Here is a 21,123-nt window from a genome sequence, read left to right as displayed (position 1 = left end):
TGGACTACTCTTTGAGTATTTTTTGATAACGTTTTATACAACAAATGCCCGGTAGGGCATTTGGATTTAATGTGCTTCCATTTTAGCCAATTAGGTTAACTAATATACATTACTGTTAAATTAACCTAATTGGTATTAGCACCATAGTGCTGCAATGAAACGAGAGGCGAGAAGTTCGCCTCAAACATTAATTAAAACGATCCGCGAATACCAAATGCGTAACGTGAGCCATTATCTTCCACTGAATAAATTTGGTTAGCAAAACGACCTGTTTGTACTAACTCTTCTTCAGTGATATTGATGCCTTCAGCAAAAACAGTGAAGTTTTCGTTAATATCGTAGCTTGCACTAATATCCCACTGACCGTAAGTTTCTACGTTCACTGGTTCACCATTAAAGCCGTTATCAACTAAACGTAAAAAGCCTTCACGGTTGTTAAATGCAACACGTGCTTGCCAGTTTTCTTGCTCATAAAACAATACTAAGTTTTGTGAATCGCCTAAACCTTCAAGTGCAAATGTTTGAGTAGTGTCATCACCTACACTAATGTCGCTATTCACAACAGTCGCATTAGCGATAAAACCAAAACCATTTTCAAACATGTGAGTAACACCCACTTCGAAGCCGGTTACAGTTGCAGACTCACCATTTTGAGGACGGCTTACAGTGTAAACTTCTGAGCTACCAATAAGTTCGTCATCTGTTTGGTCTGTACATGTAGTACACGCAAAGTCAGGACCTGAACGGTCTGTCATATCGTATGTTTCAGCACCTGTTAACGTAACAATAAAGTCGTCAACTTCTTTACTAAATACAGCAAAGCTAAATAAGTTAGCATCGTTGTAGTACCACTCGTAAGAGATATCCCAGTTTTCTGATTGGAATGGTTTTAGCGCTGGGTTACCACCACTTGCTGTTAAGTTTTGACGACGTGGCTCGTTAAAGTTTGTTGCTGGAGATAACTGAGACATCGTTGGACGAGTAATACTATCGTACGCGGCAAAACGTAAAATCATATTATCTTGTAGCTCAAGCTTAACGTTGAAAGACGGTAGTAAGTTTGAGTAGCTAGTACCTTGTTCAATATTAGTCGCAGGGCCAAATACATTAGCAAACAATGTCGCATCTGACGTTGGAACTACATCGCTAATAAAGCTTTGTATTGCAGCAACTTCAATATCAGTTTCAGAATAACGAGCACCCATATTAACGGTTACTGGCATATCTGCTAGGTCAAAACCAAGCGTAAAGTCCATGTATAAGCTAGTGATGTCTTCGTTAATTGTGTAACGGTTATTTTGTAGTGTTGGCTCTACTGGGAAACCTTGATCCGCTAAGTAATCAAGCATTTTATCGCCATCGTAGCTATAAAATGTATCGATTAAACCAGGGAAGTAGTTACTTGCTGTGTACGCTTCAAAATCAATTTCATCAAGCGGTGCTTGTGTACCGTAACCACAAAATTGACATTGGCTACCAAAAATTTGGAAGCTAGATTTTTCACGCTCTTGGCGATAAGCACCAAAGTTAATACGCTCTACTGGGCCTTTATCTGGTACGTATTCAAAGTCGGCTTTTACTTCAGTGATTTCATCTTCATCTGTAAATTGGTTACCAATTTCATTGTAGTGAAGACGCGCTAGGCTTGGATCTGGCAATGACCCATTTTCAAAGCCATCATGCTGTACGGTAGGAATACTGCCAGTACCGTCAAAGCTGTAGCTGTTAATCATACCTACAACGTTAAAGCGATCATTACCTGCACGGTCGTTTTCAGCTGTTGAGCGAGATACATCAAATTTTGCTTTTAATGACTCGTTTACTTGCCAATCAACATTGATACCAAATGCTTTGTTAGTTACATCACGTGAGTTACGTGTATGCGATACAAAGTCACTTGCAGGGTCGCCACTTGGTGCGCCTAGGCCTACATCTTGAGAGAAAGTTAAAAGCGTACCTGTTTCAGCATCAATTGTTGCACTGCCTACACGGTCTGGTTCAAACCAAGATGCTAAATCACGCACTGACGAATCAACTTCAAATTTTGAAATCATTCCATCAACAGTAATTGTAACATCGTCAGATGGTGCATATTGAAGCACTAAACTTGCGTTTGTACGTTCACGATCTTGCTCATCAACTACTTGATCCCAGTTACGTGGAATGTATGCATTTTCAAACAGTACACCATCAGTAGGGTTAGAAATTGTTTGGCCGCCGCGCCAACCTGCCGTTAAAATTTGGTTATTTTGAAGCTTTCGTTGCTGATTAGTGATGGCAAAAAGCACACCTAGCTTGTCATCGTTAAACGTATTACTAATTAAAAATGATGCTGATGGAGATACTTCTTCAGATAAGCTTTCGTACATGCCTTTAACAGAGCCTAAAACATGTAACCCGCCAAAATCAAAAGGACGTGCTGTAGTTACGTTAACCGTACCACCAATGCCGCCTTCTTGAAGCGTTGCTGTATTACTTTTATAAATATCAGCACCGGTGATTTGATCTGCCGCTAATACATCAAAATTAAATTCACGACCTGCACTGTCTGTCGCAATTTGACGACCATTAACAAGTACAGTATTAAATTGTGGACCAAAACCACGAATAGTTACCGCTTGGCCTTCACCACCACTACGGTCAATTGCTACACCTGTAATACGTTGCAGAGACTCTGCTACGTTTAAATCAGGAAATTTACCAAGATCTTCTGCTTTAATCCCGTCTGTAACAACATTAGATGCTTTTTTATCTAACATTGATGAACGTAAGCTGCTGCGGATACCCGTTACTGCGATAACTTCAACATCTTCATTTACTACTGTAGGCGTATTGCCTTCAGCGCCTTGAGCTGCAACGCTTCCGCTTGCCAATATACCTGTGATAGCAATACTGAGCGCGGTTTTCTTGTTGAACGATAACTTATTGTTAATTATCATTTTTTAAAAACTCCTGATTGTGTGTAGTCGTTGTGTCGTTGTGGTAGTGCATATAGTTTCAAATACTATTTATATTATAAATACTTTAAACCAGCAAAAAGTGCAACCTTTTCCTGAATTATGGATAGCATTTAATCACTATATTTTTGCTTTTAATTTTCTTTAAATTAACATTAGAATACTGTATTCACTCAGAAAAAGAGTAAATAATAACCTGTTCGTAATCCTCTCCCGGCAGTAAATTAGCTTTTGGAAAATTTGTCCGGTTTGGCGCATCTGGCCAATTTTGCGCTTCAAAACACAAAGCTTGCCGTGCTTTAAAAGGCGCACCTACAAAGTTAGCGGTGTATAACTGCATACCAGGCTGAGTGCTCTTAAGCGTTAAATTAACCTTCGTGTGTGGCGAAGTTAATGTAGCCATCGTCTTTAAACTGCTGTCATCATTAAAAATATAGCAGTGATCAAAGCCATTTCCAGCTTCTAGTTGAGGGTGAACAGCGCTTAATGCCTTACCAACTTGAGCTGGCTTGGTAAAGTCAAAGCAGGTGCCTGTAGCTAAAGCGGCTTCATTAAGTGGAATACTAGTTGTATCAATAGGAAGATAACGATCGGTATTAATTTGAACAAGATGCTCATTAATTGATTCACTGCTATCAAGATTAAAGTAGCAATGGTTAGTAAAGTTAACGAGCGTTTCTTTATTAGTTATCGCTTTAAAGTGCAGAGTAAGCTCGCCGTTTTTAGCGCTAATCATTTGCCAAACCTGCAACTCCCCAGGGAAACCTTGTTCGCCGTCGGGCGAGCAATAATAAAGCTCAACTTCACTTTCAGTTTGTTTACTTACTTGCCAAAGAACTTTATTAAAGCCTTTAACGCCGCCGTGCAGGCTATTAGGACCGTTATTAGTATCTAACTGATATTCAGTACCCGATAGACTAAAACATCCACCAGCAATGCGGTTAGCGTATCTACCGACAGTTGCGCCTAAGTAAAATGGGTTTTCAAGATAGTATTGCGGGTCGTCGACGCTAAGGGTCATTTCTTGTTTTTTAAATTTAATGCTTTTTATTATTGCGCCAAATGGCAAAATTTCAGCTGTTAAATTTTGACCATCACTGAGCTGAATAACTTGTAAAGGTTGGTTATTGCCAATAGATGTCACACGCATTCTCCAATCAAATTACCGAATTAACATTTCCTGTTATAACGGCGCAACAATATATAATATAAATAGTATATAATTGAAGCCTGTAACTCAATCTAAATGCGTTAAAAAATCACGACAAAAATTTACAGCTGCCATTATTTATTTACACTAATCCAGCTCAGTATAGGCTTATGTAAAATATAAGCCTCGTAAGGTTAATTGCTTTGGTAAATATGCTCGTTAAGCGCCGTTTTTTCGTCAATGCTAAGCGCTTGCTTTGATTTAGCAATAAAATCGTACCTCACCATCACAGCTTTGCCTATTGCGCAGCATTTATCGTGTTGCCATGCTTCTTGTCGAAGTGTAAAAGAGCTAGTGCCTATATGCTCTACAGAGGTTTTAACTGTCACTTCGTGGCCATAAAATAATTCACCTACAAACGACACTTCTACTTTGGCGATAATCAATTTCCAATCATGTGGATTTAAGTCTGGTGTAAAAAACTTAAAAATAGGTCCACGCGCGACTTCAAACCATACAGGGAGTACGGTATTGTTGATGTGTCCGAGTGCATCTGTTTCGCTAAAGCGCGGCATCACTTTTTCAATAAACATAAAAATCCAATAATAATTATATAAAGGTAAACCATGACGGACTTTATACGCGTTATTGATAACGCATTGAGCGATGAGTTTTGCGATGAATTTATTTCCACATTCGCGCAAAGCCCGCATGTAAGACAAGGGGTAACATCGGGCGGTGTCGACTTAAAGAAAAAAGACAGCCACGACCTACACTTAAATAATCACCCCGAATATGCACAACAATTAAAACATATACAACAAACGACTGCACAGCATGTTTTTAAGTATGTTGAAGAGCATATTTTTATGATGATTGGGGCGTTTGGCTTAAAAGTTTATCACCCAAAAACAGGAGACATTGTCGATTTAACTCACGAAAACTTCGATGAAGTAGGCAGACCACAATTACCTATGCTTGTGCAGCAAATTTTCAGACTTGGTAATATTCAAGCTCAAAAATACGAGGTAAATAAAGGTGGCTACCCTTACTGGCACAGTGAGGTTTATCCGCAGCTACAACATAATGAAGCGTTGCATCGCGTGTTGCTATTTATGTTTTATTTAAACGATGTAGAAGAAGGTGGTGAAACAGAGTTTTACTATCAAAACCGTAAAATCGCACCTAAAAAAGGCACTATGGTAATAGCCCCAGGCTACTTTACACATACTCACAGAGGTAATAAGCCAGTATCAAACGATAAGTATATTTTAACGTCGTGGGTGCTGTTTAATCGCGCAGAACAAATATATGGTGCGCCAAAGAGTTAGCGCACCAAAACGATATGATTAACCTAGCAGTTCATCAAATAAATTAAACAACTGATCTAGCTCTTCAATGGTGTTGTAGTGCATGCAACCAATGCGCACTACACCGCCTTTATCAAGCACATCTAATTGCTTGCACAAACCTTGCGCGTAAAAATTACCATCCCACACGCAAATATGCTGCTTACCTAAAAATTCTGAAACAGCGCGCGGCTCAAGTCCTTCAAAAATTAAAGCAAAAGTAGGTGTACGCTCATTTAAGCGATCAAAGTCATCAATACCAAATAATTTAATGCGTGGGTAGTTTACCAAGCGCGTTAAAAAGTGCTCACTAAGCGCCATTTCGTGTTGTTTAGTTTTAGCAAAAGCAACACTTAGCTTTTCGCGGCGTGAATGGCTATCGTCAAGTTCGCTAATCGCCGCAATGTAATCTACAGCCGCGATAAAACCAGCCATTGCTTCAAAGCTTTGTGTGCCGGTTTCCCAGCGACCTGGTGCTACGTCTTTAGCTGGCTCAACCTTGTAAGGCGTAAACCCGTCTAAATGTTCTTTTTTACCGTAAACCATACCTAAATGCGGGCCAAAAAACTTATACGCAGAGCAGGCTAAGAAGTCGCAATCAAGTGCTTGCACGTCAACAAGTTCATGCGGTGTATAGTGTACGGCATCAACATAAACAAGTGCACCTACAGCGTGAGCAAGCTCTACAATACGTTTAATATCGTTAATTGAACCTGTGGTATTTGAAGCGTAAGTTACCGCAACAAGCTTAGTGTTGCTGTTTAATAAGCTTTCAAACTGCACCATATCTAAGCTGCAATCAGCTTCATTAATTAAAGCCGTATTAACTTTAACGCCTTTATCTTCTGCAGCTTGTTGCCACGACGATACGTTTGAGAAGTGATCGGCATTAGTTACAATTATTTCATCGCCAGCCTGCCAGTCACGAGAAATAGCACGGCTAAAACTAAACGTTAGGCTGGTCATATTCGGACCAAACACAATTTGTTGTGAGCTAGGTGCATTAAGTAAATCAGCGGCGGCTTGGCGCGCATTAGCCATCAACTCAACCGTTTTATCACTTGAAAAAAACGCGCCACCTAAGTTCGAATTATAATGACCTAAATAAGCTGTCATCGCATTAAGCACCGATGTTGGTACCTGCGAGCCACCAGGTCCGTCTAAAAATATTGGCGATTTACCATCAACACTTTGCATTAATGCTGGAAACTGCTCACGTAATTGCGTTATGTTCATGCTTATTCCTTAAGACGTTAATACAAAACAATCCAGGTAACCTGGTTTGCTAGCATCAATTTTGTTCATAGGTGTTGCGTTATGCCACACTTGACGGTCGTTTATTAATGCAAACATGCCGTCTTTTATTTCCATTTTAAAACAAGGCTCAGCTTGCTTGTTTTCGTATACAAGTAGTTCGCCACCTTCTAAGTTCTCGTGAGAAACACCGCATATACATACATGGTCAAAACCATCTTGATGCACGCCCTCTGGCGCTGCAGGTGTATCGCTATCAATGGCAAGCATGCGGAACTGATGAATTTCAATATTACGTTCTTCATCAATACCGGTTAGTTGGCGAAACTCATTTACAATGCTTTTCATGCCCTCTGACTCAAGTAAACTTGGCTCTAGGTTTTCGTATGTACGCTCTACATTACCTTGAAAAGTATTAATTGAATCGTCTTGAACAAATGCTTTGGCTTGCTGTAGCTTTATTTCACCATTTTGCATTTTAACTACTGAATAGCGACGTTTACGAAAGGCACCATCTGCATATAGATTTGCTGGAAGGTTATCAAAAGAAGGCTTAACCAAATCAATATTTGCTTGGTTAACAAAACGTAGTTGCAATAAATTCTGGTTGTTTAATGCTGTCATAAAATCTCGCCTAAAATAATGAGAATATTGATAAGGATTTTAATGCATTTTGATAGGAATTTTTGCGCGATTAATTACTTTAAAAGCAATTTAAGACTAGAGTTAATACAATAATACAAAAAAAGGAGCATGAACTATCTAATATTTATTTTAGCCAATAAAAAACCCGCCGAAGCGGGTTTTTAAACAAACTCTAAAAATTATACAGCTTGTTGAATAATCACGTTGTCTGCTTTTTTAGTGTAAGCAGGCATACGGTGGAAGTTTAAGTAACGGTAAGTATCTGCAGCCGTTGCATTAATCTTCGCTGCGTATTCTTGGTACTCAGCTGGAGTAGGTAGTTTACCTAAAATAGCCGCTACTGCAGCAAGTTCTGCTGAAGCTAAGAATACGTTCGCGCCATTACCTAAACGGTTAGGGAAGTTACGTGTAGAGGTAGACACAACTGTTGCTTTGTCTGCAACGCGTGCTTGATTACCCATACATAGTGAACAACCTGGTGTTTCGATACGTGCACCAATACGACCAAAGATACCGTAGTAACCTTCGTCTGTAAGCTGATCTTTATCCATCTTAGTTGGCGGAGCAACCCAAAGCTGAGTTGGGATACGACCTTTAAAGCCATCTAGTAACTTACCTGCTGCGCGGAAGTGACCGATGTTAGTCATACAAGAACCGATGAATACTTCGTCGATTTTCTCGCCAGTAACATCAGATAATAAACGTGCATCATCAGGGTCATTTGGAGCACAAAGGATTGGCTCTTTAATATCTGCTAAATCGATTTCAAGTACATGTTTGTACTCTGCATCAGCATCAGCTTCCATTAGTTCTGGGTTAGCTAACCAATCTTGCATTGCAGTAATACGACGCTCAATAGTACGTACATCGCCGTAACCTTCAGAGATCATCCATTTAAGCATAACAATGTTTGATTCTAGGTATTCTGCGATAGACTCTTTAGAAAGTTTAACCGCACAACCTGCTGCAGAGCGCTCTGCAGATGCATCTGATAATTCGAACGCTTGCTCAACAGTTAGGTGTTCAACGCCTTCAATTTCTAGTACACGACCAGAGAATTCGTTAATTTTACCTTTTTTCTCAACTGTTAATAAACCTTCTTTAATACCGAAGTAAGGGATTGCATGTACAAGGTCACGTAAAGTGATACCTGGTTGCATTTCACCTTTAAAGCGAACCAAAATTGACTCAGGCATATCAAGAGGCATAACACCTGTAGCTGCTGCGAATGCTACTGCACCCGAACCTGCAGGGAATGAAATACCTAATGGGAAACGTGTATGTGAATCACCACCAGTACCTACAGTATCAGGTAATAACATACGGTTTAACCATGAGTGAATTACACCATCACCTGGGCGAAGTGACACACCGCCACGGTTCATGATGAAATCAGGAAGCGTATGGTGAGTGTTTACATCGATTGGTTTAGGGTAAGCCGACGTATGACAGAAAGACTGCATTGTTAAATCTGCAGAAAAACCTAAACATGCTAAGTCTTTAAGTTCGTCACGTGTCATAGGACCTGTTGTATCTTGCGAGCCAACAGTTGTCATTTTAGGTTCACAGTATTGGCCTGGGCGAATACCAGGAACGTTACACGCTTTACCAACCATTTTTTGCGCTAGTGTGAAGCCTTTTTCAGAAACTTCTGTCACTGTTGGTACTTTAAATACATCAGTTGGACCTAGGCCAAGTGATGTACGTGCTTTATCAGTTAAACCACGACCAATGATAAGTGGTATACGACCACCAGCACGAACTTCATCTAAAATTACATCAGATTTAAGTTCAAAAGTTGAGATTACTTTGTCAGTACCGTGGCTCTTAACAACACCTTCGTACGGGTAAATATCGATTTGCTCACCCATGTTAAGCTCATCAACATTTAATTCAATTGGTAATGCGCCTGAATCTTCCATTGTATTGAAGAAGATTGGAGCAATTTTATTACCTAAACATACACCGCCAACACGCTTGTTTGGTACGAATGGGATATCATCGCCCATGAACCAAAGTACAGAGTTAGTTGCAGACTTACGAGAAGAACCAGTACCAACAACATCACCTACATATGCAAGTGGTAAGCCTTTAGTTTTTAATTCTTCAAGCTGAGAGATTGGACCTACTTCGCCTGGCTTGTCTGGTGTAATTCCATCACGTTCAATTTTTAGCATTGCTAAAGCATGAAGTGGGATATCTGGACGAGACCATGCATCTGGAGCTGGTGATAAGTCATCAGTATTTGTCTCGCCAGTTACTTTAAATACAGTAACTGAGATCTTTTCAGCAACAGCTGGCTTATTAGTAAACCATTCTGCATTTGCCCAAGACTCAATAATTTGCTTAGCGAATGTATTACCCGCTTTTGCTTTTTCTTCAACATCGTAAAACGCATCAAACATAAGTAATGTATTTGAAAGGCCTTTAACTACGATTGGTGCAAGTGTTTCGTCATCAAGTAGGTCAATCATTGGTGCGATATTGTAACCGCCCAGCATTGTACCTAATAATTCTGCCGCTTTTTCTTTAGAAACAAGTGGAGAATTAGCTTCACCTTTAGCTACAGCTGCTAAAAATCCCGCTTTAATATAAGCAGCATCATCAACACCAGCTGGTATACGCTGAATGAACAAATCTAAAATGAATTCTTCTTCACCTGCAGGTGGGTTTTTTATTAATTCAATAAGATCAGCAGTTTGCTGAGCATCTAATGGCGCTGGTACGATACCTAACGCGGCACGTTCTTCTACGTGTTTACGATATTCTTGTAGCACAATATTGCCCTCTTGGTGACGTGAAAGTATCCGGTAGCGCTTTGGGCGCAAATAAGTTACCCAATACTTATAGTATTCTAACGCGTAATTATAAAGCTTTTATGGATAGATGAAAATCCATCCAGTTACGCAACTGATTATACCGATTATAAATACTATGAATAGTGGTGGTGGTAAAAACTATTTCCATGAATACTTGTTAAGTAAGAATCATTACCATTAACTAGTATTAATTTATTACAGGCATAAAAAAACCCAGCACTTGGCTGGGTTTTTATTACAAACTATTTAATTAACGTAAAACTTTAACGTTTTTGATAGTTTTGATATGCGCTTCTACACGACGGTTTTCTGCGTTTGCAGCTTTAGTGTTTGCATCATTTTTAAGACGCTCTTCACCTAAACCAACTGTAGTAATACGGTCTTCAGCAATACCATCAGCAACAAGTTGCTTAGCTACAGCATCAGCACGTTTTTTAGATAACCATTTGTTGTAAGTTGCTTTACCTACAGAAGAAGTATGACCTTCTAAAAGTACTGTTGTATCTGGGTACTCTTTTAAGAATGCAGATACTTTTTCAATATCATTTAAGTACTGAGTAGATACTGCTGAAGCATTGTTAGGGAAAGTCACTAATAAGCTTACAGTTACTTCTTTGTCTTCATATAAAGTACAACCAGTGCCATCAACTGCATCAGTCATAGGTGTGTTAGCACACTTATCATCTGCATCAGGAATGTTGTCGTTGTCGCTATCTGTAGGAGCTACAGCTACTTCAACTACTTCAGGAGCTGGTTTTACTGGCTCAACTGGTGCTGAATTTTGGCCAAATAAGTAGTTAATACCAATTTTAGCGCCTACATCTGTATAACCTTTATCAAGACCTTGATATACGGCTGTTTCAGCATTAACAAATAAACCATCTGTAATGAAATGTTGGTAACCAACACCTGCATTTAGGAATGTATTGTCATCTACTATGTCCATTTCTTTAATACCGAAAAGGCCATAGAAAGGACCGCCATCAATGTGGTAAAGAGCATCAATACCGTAACGTTCGCCATCAACATTATCGCGGTTGCCATTTACTTTATCAAAAGCATTAAAGTCCATATCTGCAAACTCAAGACGTGCGCTCCAGTAATCACTGAAACGGTAACCAGCTTCTACACCCCAACCAGTTGACTCGTTTACGTCAAGGCCATTTTGCCCACGTATGTTTCTCCAAGATGCGTCGTAGTAGTCGCCAAAAGCGCCAATGTAGAAACCAGGCTCTTTATCAGCAGCGAATGAAGATGCGCTAGTTGCAGCTAACGCGATTGCGATTGTAAGTGATTTTAATTTCATTGTTTTCTTCCCATTTGAACAATTTAAAATTGTAGCTAATCAATACTAGCTCAATCAGTTTTATATAGACTAACTGAGCCTTTGTTAATCAAGACTTAACGAAAAATAAAGTTTATAACTTTTTTCAACCCCCTGTAACAACACACAACCACTTACTATAGGCGAAATTAAAACTTTATTGAAAAATAAGTATAGTAGTTTTTGTAGATTAGTATTGAACAAAGAATGTAAGGGCAATTAAATAAAATACACTTAGTATATGCACAGAAATATTGCCTCACTTTAATTCGGCGCATAATACCACCAGAGTTTACATTCCCAAACATATATGCTCATATTTGGTTAAAAATGACTCTTTTGAATCATGTAGTTACATTAAATAATAATAATTAAGTACCACAAAAAGTCTGGTAATCATTATCATCTATCGGTGCAGCCTGAAACTCTGATAGCTTTTCATCATCAGAATACGGATTTCCCACTATTTTCATAAAGCGCTTTAGTAACTCACTAGACCCTGCAGTATTATACTCTGAAATTATTTTTTCAATCATGTGGTTACGAGGGATCACACGAGGATTTGCCGCTCTCATTACTTCATAACTATTATTGTCAGTTAAGTTTATCCACTTAGCTCTCCATTCGATTAGCGACTCGGGTACTACTGCTTCTCCCTTTAAGGATTCAGTAAGCGCATCAAAGGTATTGGTGTAGTCGAGCTGGTTATCTTTTAATAGCGTTAATAACTCTGCAATTAACTCACTTTCGCTTGCATTTTTTGCACTCAAGCCCAGTTTTTTCCCCCACATAGCCGTAAACTCAGCATTAAACTGCTCAGCAAAGCTATTAATGTATGGCGTCATTAACGAAACAGCTTGCTCGTCATCATCACTAATAAGCGGTATTAAGCTCTCAGCTAAGCGTGCACAGTTCCAATTAGCTATATTAGGCTGGTTACCAAAGGCATAACGACCTTGTTTATCGATAGAGCTAAATACGGTATCAAAGTCAAAGCTATTCATCATGGCGCAGGGGCCGTAATCAATGGTTTCTCCGCTTACTAGCGTATTATCGGTATTCATTACTCCATGAATAAAACCAACACGCATCCAACTAACCACTAATTCAACTTGGCTTTTAATAACAGCGCCTAAAAATGCTAAATAGCGCTGTGGCCCTGTATCTGTTATTTCTGGGTAATGTCGTTCAATAGCTAAATTAGTTAAATTTTTGAGCCCTTCAATATCGCCTTGTGTCGCTAAATATTGAAATGAGCCAACACGAATATGGCTAGTTGCTAAACGAGTTACTATAGCGCCGGCTTGCGGTGGATTACGATAAACCGTTTCACCACTGCCAACGACGGCTAAACATCGGGTTGTTTTAACACCCAGCGCATGCATTGCCTCGCTCATTACGTATTCACGAATAGCAGGACCAAGTGCACAACGCCCATCCCCTCCTCTTGAGTAAGGAGTAGCACCAGAGCCTTTTAATTGAATATCCCATAACTGATTTTCATCATCACTAATAGCGCCCAGTAAGTGCGCTCGCCCATCGCCTAAGCGTGGTGAAAAATGCCCAAATTGGTGCCCAGAGTAACCAAGTGCTACTGCAGGAGTAGCCTGCTGCTCGTTACCGCTAAAAGTGCTGGCACGCAAATCAGCTGCAACGTTAATACTAAACTGTTTTGCTAAGCCCTCGTTCCACAGCAATAACTGAGGAGAGGCAACGCTTGCAGGAAAATCTTCAATTGCGAAGTTTTCCGCAATGCCTGTGTATCTCGGCACTAATTTCATGGTAATTCCTCTTATTGCTGGCTTATACCAACACGGTTGTCACCTACGCCATAAGCAACAATTAAGCTTAGCTCTTGCATACTTAAGCCGCTTTGCTTTTGCATTTCATTAAAAAAAGCTTGGGCTGCATTCAGTGATTTTTTAGTTTGTAAGCCGCCGTCTATAATTTTATGGGCACGCAAATAATTCTCTACATCGCGTGATAGCAAAAATGTATCTTTACCAAGTGCACGCAGCGCATAAGGCCCTGTATTTCCGCCTAAACGTGAACCATGTTTTTTTAAATACGCCCATAAACCAATAATATCGTCTGTTGGCCAATTAGCGATAAACTGGCTAAAACTCCCATGTTCCCCCGCTATTTCGTGGATCATGTAAGCATTTTCGGTAATTGTTTTTACTTTTTTATAGTTACGAACAATACGCTCATCCGTAGCTTTTTGTTCCAGCATATCGGGTGGCATCATTAATAACTTATCAACGCTAAAATCCCAAAAAACCTCTCTAAAGCCCGGCCACTTATTATTAATGACTGACCAATAAAAACCGCTTTGAAATACTTTTCGAGTAAATTCTTCAAGCCAATCGTCGTCACTTAACGTGCTTAGTTGTTTTTTAGATAGCGGTTTTGCAAGTAATAACTTAAGCATTTTTTCGGAGCCTTTTCGCTCTACCGCTCGCTTATAAATATCGCTAAATTTTTCCATACTAATTAAATACCTCACTACATATATTGCTAGTGTACGAGAAAAGCACCCAATACGTAACCACTCCCATTATGGATGAATGAATATGCATTTAGTCGCTTGACACCTAGACGGCTAAAATGCTTTAATCGCCGTAATTACCCTATTTAAATTGCTCAGGTTTGTAAGCTTTACTCTACAAACAAGTGCAAAGGGCTAGAAGAGGTGCGTTATTCAGGTAGCGTATGTTAGGAGCGCAAACTCCATTGAGCATACGTGAGGGGAATTAACGCCGAGAAGTAATCACTTTTGTGAGGTGTTTATTTCGGGCGACTAGGTTGAACCCTAGCGACTGTCACCAATAGCTGTTTATAACAAGCAGCTTATTAGTTTGGTGGAGAGCTTCTGGTCTTAAATATTAAGGCCGTGCGCCCTATTATTTTAAGCCCATTCGCTCTTCGAATTATTAGTTCGAACGACGTTAATGCGGCTCCTTCCATAAAGCTTTTTAACTCTTCGAATAATACCAACTGCATTAAATTAGTTATCGCTAAAATGATCACGTTTTTAATAGAGTTGGTACAAATTATAAGTTCGTGAGAGATGATCAACAACTTCAATTTAAACGACTACTCATTGTGGACCGCGCTCGTTACGCCATTTGATCAACACGGCGATGTTGACTACAACACGTTAACTAAGCTGGTTAGCGATCAAGAAGCGGCACATAACGGTATTTTACTACTTGGCAGTACGGGCGAAGGTTTAGCACTAACGCTAAAAGAGCAACAAGCCATTGTTGAACACGTGTGCCAACTAAAACCAGCAGTGCCACTCATGGTTGCTGTTGGCGGTAGTAACTTAAAGCAACAAATTGAGTGGGTTAACTACTGTAATACATTGCCAATTCATAGCTTTTTACTTGGCTCACCGCTTTATGCAAAGCCCGGCGCTGTAGGTCAAACTCATTGGTTTGAAAGCCTACTAAATGCAAGCGCTCACCCATGTATGCTTTATAACGTACCGGGTCGAAGTGCTATTAGCATCCCTGCGGCAACAATTCAAAACTTACAAAATAATAAAAACTTATGGGCGTTAAAAGAAGCGAGCGGCAGTATTGCTCAGTTTGAAGCTTACCGCCAAGCGGCGCCTAATTTAGCTATTTTTAGTGGCGACGATGCACTAATGCCTTATTTTGCTCAAGCTGGCGCAAAAGGTTTGGTGTCGGTAGCTGCAAACGCATGGCCGGTGCAAACCCATGAATTTGTAAAGCGTAGTTTAAGCGGTCAATACCCTAATTTATTTGCTCCGTGGTCAAGTGCTATTAATAGCCTATTTGCTGCCGCAAACCCTATTCCCGTAAAGGTATTGATGCATTTGCAAGGTCGCTTAAGTAGCCCGCAACTTCGTCCACCTTTAACACATCTTGAGTTAACTCAAACCGATTGCATCACAACTGCAAACAACACCATTTTATCTTGGCATTAAATACAGGTTTTTATAATGAGCTGGTTAGAACTATTAAATAATTTAGAATCGGGCGCAGTACGCGCAGCATCACAAAACGAAAGCGGCCAATGGCAAGCTAACGTAGAAGTAAAGCAAGGCATTTTAGAAGCCTTTAAAAATGGCACTAATACTGAGTTTGCAGGCGGCTTTGTTGATAAACATAACCTAGCTCCACAAGAGTTTAGTACTGATGATGGCGTGCGTATGGTGCCGGGTGGCTCAAGTGTTCGCCGTGGTGCTTATGTTGCTAAAGGCACGATTATTATGCCACCAGCGTATGTAAACATTGGTGCATATATAGACGAAGGCACAATGGTAGATAGCCACGCATTAGTTGGCTCGTGTGCACAAGTAGGTAAAAACGTACATTTAAGCGCTGCAGTTCAGCTTGGTGGTGTACTTGAGCCAATTGGTGCCAGCCCAGTAGTGGTTGAAGACGACGCATTTATTGGTGCAGGCTGTATTATTGTTGAAGGCGTAGTCATTAAAAAAGGCGCAGTACTTGCCCCTGGTGTGCGTTTATCAGCAACTATTCCGGTATACGACTGCGTAAACGAGCGCCAACTAGATAAAGACGAGCCAATTCCAGAATACGCCATTGTAATACCTGGCTCTCGCCCAGCGTCTAACGAGTGGGCGCGTGAGCAAGGCCTAAGCATGTCGTGTGCGTTAATAGTTAAATACCGCGACGAGAAAAGCGATGCATCGTTATTGCTTGAAGAGGTTTTACGATAATGAGCTTTTTGAGCACGCCTATCAAAACCGCTGTAAATACAATTACACAACAACTTGATACACCTTTTTTTGTTTACGACCTAGATCAACTAAACACGCATCTTGCGCGTTTAGTTGCGCAAACTGATGTAAAACTGTGGTACGCGGTAAAAGCAAATCCACTGTCTAAAATTATTCAAAGCTTAGACAGTGCTGGCTTTAATTTTGACGTAGCAAGCAAAGGTGAGCTTGAGCAAGTACTAGCACAAGGTATTAGCTCACAGCGCGTGCTCAACACAGGGCCTGCAAAAAGCCCTAAACAAATTAAACACTTTATTGAGCGCGGAGTACGCATATTTGTAGCCGAAAGCCTCAATCAAGTACGTTGGTTAAACCAACAAGCGCAACTACAAAACACGCAGTTACAAGTATTACTGCGTGTACAATTACGCTGGCCTGAAGGTGAAAAAAACCCACTGGGCGGCGATAGCCTTACGCCGTTTGGTTTGGGTTGTAATGAGTGGCAAGCACTCAATGTAGCTGACTACCCTGCACTTAAATTTGACGGCCTGCATATTTTTCAGTGGGGCAACATGCTTAGCACGCAAAAGCTAAGCGAATTGTGGTCACAAATGATTGCACCACTTAGCCAACTTGCCAACGATTTAAATATTAGCCTTAAAATTCTCGATTTAGGTGGCGGCTTAGGTATTCCTTATACACAGAATGAAACAACACTTGATTGGGATGACTTAATTGCTGCGCTCGCTAAAATTAAAAATGATGCGGGTGTAGAAGAGCTATGGATGGAACTTGGTCGCTATGCCGTGGGCGAATGCGGTCATTACGCAAACCCAGTAGTGGAGCGCAAACAAAACTACAATCAAGAACAAGTAATTTTAAGCGGCGGTATAAATCACTTATTACGCCCTGCTGTTACCAGCCAAGATTTTCCTGCTGCATTACTGCGTGAATCCAGTGCTAAAACTCAAGCGGTCACTTTATACGGCCCACTTTGTACAGCGCTTGATTGCTTGGGTGAACATAACTTACCAAGCGATTTAAATGAGCACGACTGGTTAGTGTTTAGCCAATGCGGTGCTTACGGCTTTACCGAAAGTATGCCGTATTTTTTATGCCATGAGCTAGCTGCTGAGTACACCTTGCAAAACGGTACACTTACCTGTGTTCGCCAAGCCGAAAATGCCAGCCATTATTTAAGGTAATAAGTATGAGTAATACAACCCGCATTAGCCAAGAGAACATTGTAGTAGGGGAAGTTGCAAACGGCTTACCACTGACAATTCCTGTGTATCGTTTAAAAGGCGATGGCACAGGGCCAAGTGTTTACATTCAGGCCAATATGCATGGCGCTGAAGTGCAAGGTAACGCAGTTATTTTTCAGCTGCTTGAGCAATTAAAACACCTTAATCTTAATGGCGATATTACCCTTGTACCTTATGCCAATCCGATTGGTTGTAATCAAAAATCTGGCGAGTTTACTCTTGGCAGGTTCGATCCGATTACGGGCACTAATTGGAATCGCATGTATCACTACAATAAAAATTTAGTGACACAGTTTGCACAAAATCATACTCAGTATGACGACGCTACATTAAAAAGTAGCTTTAAACAGGCACTTATTGACGAAGTAGATAGCAAACTTAACGGCCCTGCTTATTTACTTAATACGGGTAAACGCATTGCGCTTAACTTACAAAAGCTTGCGCATCAGGCTGATATAGTACTCGATTTACACACAGGTCCAATTTCCAGCAAGCATCTGTACTGCCCAACCTATGCAACCGATAGCGCACGTTACTTTAATATTGAACATGTATTGCTTATCCCTAGTGATTTTGACGGTGCTATGGATGAAGCTAACTTTTGCCCATGGTGGCATTTGAGTGATGCACTTAGCGAGCAAGGTCGCGAATTATCAATACCTGTAGAAGCATTTACTGTAGAGCTAGGCAGCCAAGAAAAAATAGACTTAAAAGAAGCACTAAACGATGCAAACAGCATTTTAAGTTACTTAAATCACAAAGGCGTATTACAAAACGCACCGCATAGGCCAGCTAATATCACTCGTTATGCATGTAATTTAGATGACTACTTTGCTTATTACGCCCCTATTGGCGGCATGGTTGAATACTTAGCCCCACTTGGCGGGCACATTAAAGCTGGCGAACCTATTGCAAATATTTTACGCATGGAGCGCTACTTAAGTGAGCAACCATTGCAAACACTTACTCTCGATTGCGATGCAATTGCTATTTTGCACTTTGCCTCAGCGAGTGTTAATCAAGGCACCGAGCTTTATAAGTTTTTTACTAACATATTTGAGCTTTAGCTCACCCTTCTCATTGCGTGAGAGTAATACCAATTGCATTAAATTAGTGATCTATTATAGCGATAAGGAAATAGCTTAATAACAAGGCTAAAATTATGATACATAGTTGTTCTATATAAATAATTTTTAACGCAGTTAGTGAGTTATTTAATACGCTAGAATGATCATGTTTTTAATAAAATTGGTATAAATTAACTAAAGTGGTTAATGTGCATTAGAAAAGCGGCTTAGGCCGCTTTTCTTTTGATCTATACTTACTTTGTATACGTATAGACCTTGTTATAAATGCAAATTCAGTAAAAGTTCACCGTTACATATGTAAAAAGACGTTATAATTAAATTAACGCATACAACAACCCAAACTCACAAGGAATTACAATGAGCTGGCGCCACTGGATAACTCTTTCTGCTTTAATTAGTACTGCTACCTTCGCACAAGAAGAAGTTGCTACAAACGAGCAAGACAACGACATCGAGCTTGTAAAACAGTGTATTTTAAATGAGGTAATTGGCGGAGATGGTAAACAGACATTAGACGATCTTCGTAAAAAGTGTTCAGCTCTTGAAGAAAACAAACAACTTACCGCGCTTGATAAACGCCAAGCCCGTGAAGAAGTAGGTAAAAAAAATAGAAATGTAATTACGCCACATAAGCGTAACTATATTTTACCGCTTTCGTACGTATCACACCCAAACGATCGCCCTTTTGATGGTTTTGATGCACTAACAGATGATAACGACGGCGAACCGCTCGACAACCTAGAAGCCAAGTATCAGCTATCGATAAAAGTGCCTCTTTACGATGATTTTTCGGATAAAGACCAAGCCATATTTTTTGGCTTTACACTGCAATCATATTGGCAGATTTATAACTCAAAAATTTCGTCTCCATTTCGTGAAACCAACTACGAACCAGAGATATTTTGGATAAATTACCTCGACCCAGAAAACGTATTATGGGGCGACGAAATGGCAATCGCATTAGGTATCTCGCACCAATCAAACGGTCGAAGCCAACCAAACTCACGTTCGTGGAACCGTATTTATGCAGACTTTATTTGGGAAAATAGAGGTTTTGTTTTTAGCTTTAAACCTTGGTACCGCATAAGCGAAGATACTAAAGAAGATATACTTGATGCCAGTGGCGACGATAACCCAGACATATACAAATACATGGGTTACTTTGAATTTAGCGGCGCATATCGTTTTCATGACCATGAATTTAGCTTTATGACGCGTAACAACTTAAATTCAGATAATCGTGGTGCAATTCAACTCGACTGGTCATTTCCGTTATGGGGCCGCGTTCGTGGTTATGCACAATACTTTAACGGTTATGGCGAAAGCTTAATTGATTACAATGCGGATGTAGAACGTATTGGTGTAGGTATATTATTAACCGATCTGCTGTGATACTTCCCTAAGTTTTACACACAAAAAAGCCAAGCATCGCTTGGCTTTTTTGTGTATCGAACAGCTAAACAGTTATTTTTTTACTACAAACTGCCCTTCAAATTCGGCAACCACGTTATCACCATCGTAAACAGTTACAGGCACTACGTAACTTGCTTTACCGTCGGTTTCTAAATCGCTTAACTTGCCCTTACAGGTTTGTATATCAACACAACCACGTGGGTCGGTAGTAAGCGGTTTTAAGTACTTAATGTTAGCATCGGCTAATACAATATTACCTTCAAGCCCAGCTTCTTTAAGTGCTAAGTACGTAGCGCCCCAACCTGTTAGCGTGGCCAAGCTATAAATAGAACCTGCAAACATAGTGTTATGTAGGTTTAAGTTAGCGTCTAGGTCGGCGCTGGTTGTAAATTGCCAATCGGTATAGCTTTCTACCTTAATACCCATCGCGTCACTAATTGGAATAGACTCACGCCACGTATTTTGTAGTACTTGCGTCCAATTAGGGTGACGAAACCAACCTGGCTCAGACGGTTTTTGCTTTACCATTTTAAAGTGTTGAACATCGCCATACGCTAAGTGCGCTTTTTCTTTTAATTCGTAACCATGGCGTTTATAAAACTCAAGCGCTCGTTCGCGTGCAAACAATACAAGCTCGCCTGCGTTTTGAACCCATGCAATTTTTTCAAGCTCGTGAAGTAAGCGACTACCAATATGCTGGTTACGATTACCCTCTGCAACTGCCATGTAGCGCACTTGTGCTTGTTCATGATTGTTAAAGTGCAAACGTGCGACACCTAGCACTTCGCCTTCTTTATTTTTTATAAAGCGGTGCTCAGAGTCTTGTTCCATATCGTCTTGTTCAGAGCCACGTGGCTCGCCCCAAGGCGCGCGTAATACCTGCCAACGCAATTGGTAATACGCTTGCCAATCTTCGCTACTTTGTGGGGTGCTTACCTGAAACATACATACTCCTGTTGTTATATAAGCCGTAAATAAAAGTCAAAAAAGGCTACGGCGCTATACTAATCGTATTGATTATCTACCAAACTAAAAAGCTTAAATAATTAAGTCCGTTGGTATTATTTATGGCAAATACCATACTCCATCTTAAAAAAACTGCAAATACGACTTTGGTGATGACTGTAAAATAACGTAAAAAATAATGG

16 protein-coding genes and 1 riboswitch are annotated in these 21,123 nt (G+C 40.2%); of the genes, 6 read left to right on the top strand and 10 right to left on the bottom strand.

The genetic code is table 11. From position 1 onward, the window contains the following. Positions 1-191: 191 nt before the first annotated feature. The 3 genes from EU510_RS16950 to EU510_RS16940 all read right to left on the bottom strand — a co-directional run bounded on the left by EU510_RS16950 (position 192) and on the right by EU510_RS16940 (position 4,700). Entirely contained in the window at positions 192-2,939 is a 2,748-nt protein-coding gene (locus EU510_RS16950) for a TonB-dependent receptor (RefSeq protein WP_149594463.1), read from the bottom strand. 187 nt (positions 2,940-3,126) lie between these two features. Continuing rightward, positions 3,127-4,101: an aldose epimerase family protein gene (locus EU510_RS16945; protein ID WP_149594462.1), complete on the bottom strand. Its 975-nt coding sequence runs from the start codon at positions 4,099-4,101 to the stop codon at positions 3,127-3,129. Between the two features lie 200 nt (positions 4,102-4,301). Then, positions 4,302-4,700, bottom strand: coding sequence for an acyl-CoA thioesterase (locus EU510_RS16940; protein ID WP_149594461.1), 399 nt, complete (start codon positions 4,698-4,700; stop codon positions 4,302-4,304). Between the two features lie 33 nt (positions 4,701-4,733). Here EU510_RS16940 and EU510_RS16935 point away from each other — a divergent pair, with 33 nt between their 5' ends. Continuing rightward, a complete protein-coding gene (locus EU510_RS16935) occupies positions 4,734-5,438 on the top strand; it encodes a 2OG-Fe(II) oxygenase (protein ID WP_149594460.1) in 705 nt (234 codons plus the stop codon). Positions 5,439-5,456: 18 nt separating this feature from the next. On the opposite strand, the gene EU510_RS16930 is transcribed toward EU510_RS16935, so the two are convergent. The 6 genes from EU510_RS16930 to EU510_RS16905 all read right to left on the bottom strand — a co-directional run bounded on the left by EU510_RS16930 (position 5,457) and on the right by EU510_RS16905 (position 13,986). Next, positions 5,457-6,692, bottom strand: a complete 1,236-nt coding sequence (locus tag EU510_RS16930; protein WP_149594459.1) for a cysteine desulfurase-like protein — start codon at positions 6,690-6,692, stop codon at positions 5,457-5,459. Between the two features lie 9 nt (positions 6,693-6,701). Further along, on the bottom strand, positions 6,702-7,334 hold the full coding sequence (locus EU510_RS16925; protein WP_149594458.1) for a 2OG-Fe dioxygenase family protein: 633 nt from the start codon (positions 7,332-7,334) through the stop codon (positions 6,702-6,704). A 200-nt stretch (positions 7,335-7,534) separates the two neighbouring features. Continuing rightward, positions 7,535-10,132, bottom strand: coding sequence for a bifunctional aconitate hydratase 2/2-methylisocitrate dehydratase (gene acnB, locus EU510_RS16920; RefSeq protein WP_149594457.1), 2,598 nt, complete (start codon positions 10,130-10,132; stop codon positions 7,535-7,537). A 292-nt stretch (positions 10,133-10,424) separates the two neighbouring features. Then, complete coding sequence (locus EU510_RS16915; RefSeq protein ID WP_149594456.1) at positions 10,425-11,480, bottom strand: OmpA family protein; 1,056 nt, start codon at positions 11,478-11,480, stop codon at positions 10,425-10,427. A gap of 389 nt (positions 11,481-11,869) precedes the next feature. Continuing rightward, positions 11,870-13,279, bottom strand: coding sequence for a protein adenylyltransferase SelO (locus tag EU510_RS16910; protein ID WP_149594455.1), 1,410 nt, complete (start codon positions 13,277-13,279; stop codon positions 11,870-11,872). A gap of 11 nt (positions 13,280-13,290) precedes the next feature. Continuing rightward, positions 13,291-13,986, bottom strand: a complete 696-nt coding sequence (locus tag EU510_RS16905) for a DNA-3-methyladenine glycosylase I (protein WP_149594454.1) — start codon at positions 13,984-13,986, stop codon at positions 13,291-13,293. A gap of 191 nt (positions 13,987-14,177) precedes the next feature. Beyond that, positions 14,178-14,378, top strand: a riboswitch (Lysine riboswitch). 190 nt (positions 14,379-14,568) lie between these two features. Between EU510_RS16905 and dapA the strand changes: the two genes are divergently transcribed. From dapA to EU510_RS16880, 5 genes are all read left to right on the top strand, one after another. Next, positions 14,569-15,453 (top strand): 4-hydroxy-tetrahydrodipicolinate synthase, encoded by an 885-nt coding sequence (gene dapA, locus EU510_RS16900; protein WP_149594453.1) that lies wholly within the window; start codon positions 14,569-14,571, stop codon positions 15,451-15,453. A gap of 15 nt (positions 15,454-15,468) precedes the next feature. Next, the gene (locus EU510_RS16895; protein ID WP_149594452.1) at positions 15,469-16,209 is read left to right on the top strand and encodes a 2,3,4,5-tetrahydropyridine-2,6-dicarboxylate N-succinyltransferase; all 741 of its coding nucleotides are present in this window, start codon (positions 15,469-15,471) and stop codon (positions 16,207-16,209) included. Next, complete coding sequence (locus tag EU510_RS16890) at positions 16,209-17,414, top strand: PLP-dependent decarboxylase (RefSeq protein ID WP_149594451.1); 1,206 nt, start codon at positions 16,209-16,211, stop codon at positions 17,412-17,414. The genes EU510_RS16895 and EU510_RS16890 overlap by 1 nt, the downstream gene beginning before the upstream one ends. Positions 17,415-17,419: 5 nt before the next feature. Then, a complete protein-coding gene (locus EU510_RS16885; RefSeq protein WP_149594450.1) occupies positions 17,420-18,541 on the top strand; it encodes a succinylglutamate desuccinylase/aspartoacylase family protein in 1,122 nt (373 codons plus the stop codon). Positions 18,542-18,919: 378 nt separating this feature from the next. Continuing rightward, positions 18,920-19,954 (top strand): phospholipase A, encoded by a 1,035-nt coding sequence (locus tag EU510_RS16880; protein WP_149594449.1) that lies wholly within the window; start codon positions 18,920-18,922, stop codon positions 19,952-19,954. Positions 19,955-20,026: 72 nt separating this feature from the next. Here EU510_RS16880 and EU510_RS16875 read toward each other — a convergent pair whose 3' ends face one another. Continuing rightward, positions 20,027-20,920 carry a bifunctional GNAT family N-acetyltransferase/hotdog fold thioesterase gene (locus tag EU510_RS16875; protein ID WP_149594448.1) on the bottom strand — a complete coding sequence of 298 codons (894 nt, stop codon included), beginning with the start codon at positions 20,918-20,920 and terminating at the stop codon, positions 20,027-20,029. Positions 20,921-21,123: the final 203 nt, after the last annotated feature.

This window comes from Pseudoalteromonas sp. FUC4 (genome assembly GCF_008370255.1).
Lineage (GTDB): Bacteria > Pseudomonadota > Gammaproteobacteria > Enterobacterales > Alteromonadaceae > Pseudoalteromonas.
This window is presented reverse-complemented; position numbering and strand designations above follow the sequence as displayed.